1 protein-coding gene is annotated in these 2,333 nt (G+C 54.5%); it reads left to right on the top strand.

From position 1 onward, the window contains the following. Positions 1-2,012, top strand: a 2,012-nt coding sequence (locus tag AC1DWI_RS20105) for an RHS repeat domain-containing protein (protein ID WP_477725566.1), incomplete at its 5' end; no start/stop codon positions are given. Positions 2,013-2,333: the final 321 nt, after the last annotated feature.

The following is a 2,333-nucleotide window of genomic DNA, read 5'->3' as shown; positions in this document are numbered from 1 at the left end:
GCACCAGCCAGTACACCTACGACCTCAACGGCAACGTCCTGACCAAGACCGACGCCAGAGGCAAGCTCACCCAGTACACCTATGACAACTTGGACCGCCTCAAAACCATCAGCTATGCCACCGGCACGCCCAGCGTGCTCGAGTACGACGGCGGATCCACTCCCACCCCGGCAGCCGTAGGCGAACTCACCAAAATCACCGACGCCTCCGGCCAGGCCGTCTACAGCTACGACAGCCTGGGCCGCAAGACAGGCAAAACCCAGACCATAGGCAGCAAGACCTTTACGGTGGGCTACAGCTGGGGTGACACGGGAAGCGCACTGGACAAGCTCACGGCGATTACCTATCCGAGCGGAACAAAGGTCAACTACAGCTACGACCCCCAGGGGCAGGTCAATGCCGTCACGGTCAATCCGCCGAATGCCAACGGCGTGGGCACCAGCGGAACAACCCTGCCGCTGATAACGGGCATCACCACCAATGCCGAGAACAAGCTCACCGGCTGGACGTGGGCCAGCAGCAAGACCCAGGCGATCAGTTATGACGCCAACGGCCAGATCAGTGCGTACAACCTGGGCGACCCGACCAGCACAGGCGTTCGCCGCACTATTACCCGAGACAGTGCAGGGCGCATCACCGGCTACACCCACACAAGCAACGGAGCGCCTGTTCCCAGCCTGGACCAGAGCTTTGGCTATGACAACCTGAACCGCTTGACCAGCGCGACCCTGGGCAGCAGTGCGATCCAGTACAGCTACGACGCTACCGGCAACCGTATGGCCAAGGTCATCAGTGGCACGAGCTACCCGAACACCATCGCCACGACCAGCAACCGGCTGAACCAGACGCAAGACACAACAGGTACGGCCACCGTGGTGCACGATGCGGCCGGCAACATCACGAGTGACGGGACCAACAGCTACACCTACAGCGACCGGGGAAGACTGGCGACGATGACGAATGCCGGCGGCACCGTGAGCTACAGCTACAGTGCCCTGGAGTCGAGGATGAGCAAGACGGGGCCGACGGCGCTGGTGCCTACCGGTGCGGCTTACTACGTTTATGACGAAGGGGGCAAGCTGCTAGGTGAGTACGATGCCAATGGCGCTCCTCAATATGAAACCATTTACATGGGCATGCCGGTCGGGGTGATCAAGCAGACGGGGATTGCTGCAACCAGCGACATTGCCATCAGCCTGTACAACGTCTCGACCGACCAGTTGGGTGCACCCAGAGTGATTACGCGGCAGAGTGATGAAGCGATTGCTTGGCGCTGGGATACGGCGGAGCCCTTTGGGGCGACGGCGCCTGATCAGAACCCGTCAAGCCTGGGCGTCTTCGCGTTCAACCAGCGCTTACCCGGGCAGGTGTTTGATGCAGAGAGTGGGCTGTTCCAGAACTGGCACCGGGAGTACAACCCGCGCATTGGGCGCTATATGCAGTCCGATCCTATTGGACTGGCTGGCGGGATCAATACCTTTGCATATGTCTCGGCAAATCCTTTGAGTAAAATCGATCCGCAGGGGTTGTGGTCAACTGCCGCGCACAACGCGATTTTGGATGCTATAGGTGCTCAACTGAGATTAACGAGCGCACAAATAGCTGCCATGAAACAGGGTTCGCGTGATGCTGACAGCATGAAGTATCAAGATGCGGCGAACGCATTTATGCATGCAATGAGTTCATCTGCGTTAACCAAGGCGCAATCATGTAAGTTGCTGAATACATTCGTTGAGAATGAGTTAGCAAAAGCCGACACTATTTCGAATTTTGACAAAACAGSGTCGTTCATAAAGCTTGGATTTGCACTACATCCGATAATGGACTCGACATCCCCTGCACATAGGGGCTTTCAGAAATGGAATCTATTCTCGCAAGGTCACAGACATGGGTCTGGCCAGCATTCAGAGGAAGATATTCAGAGCCTAACACCAGAGCTTTTGAAAGAAACTTTGGATCAAATTAATGCTGCCATTTCAGGGCAAAAAATCGATTGTTCTTGCTATGAATAACTTGCTTAGAAGATGGGTTGCACTATGTTTTTGGTGGCCTATGCTTATCGCCTTACCGGCAAACTCGGCTTCTAGAACATTTGACCAATACCAGATAGAAACGGCATGGTTTGACTCCTCGAACATATACATCGCTTTTCACAAAACACGAGTAAATGTATCGTCCTCCAGATCAGACCTTGAAGGCACACCGAAGTATTTAGCAAATGAGAGGCGTATTGCTAAGTTCGATAGAAAACTTTTTGTAAATGGAGCAAGAGTTAATTTGTCGGCTGATAGTAGGGTGTCCACAAGTATCTACAAAGATGACGACTTTCAAGT

The sequence above is a fragment of the Polaromonas sp. P3_C2 genome, from assembly GCF_056402675.1.
The sequence above is the reverse complement of the archived record's forward strand: the minus strand, read 5'-3'. Positions and strand labels throughout refer to the sequence as shown.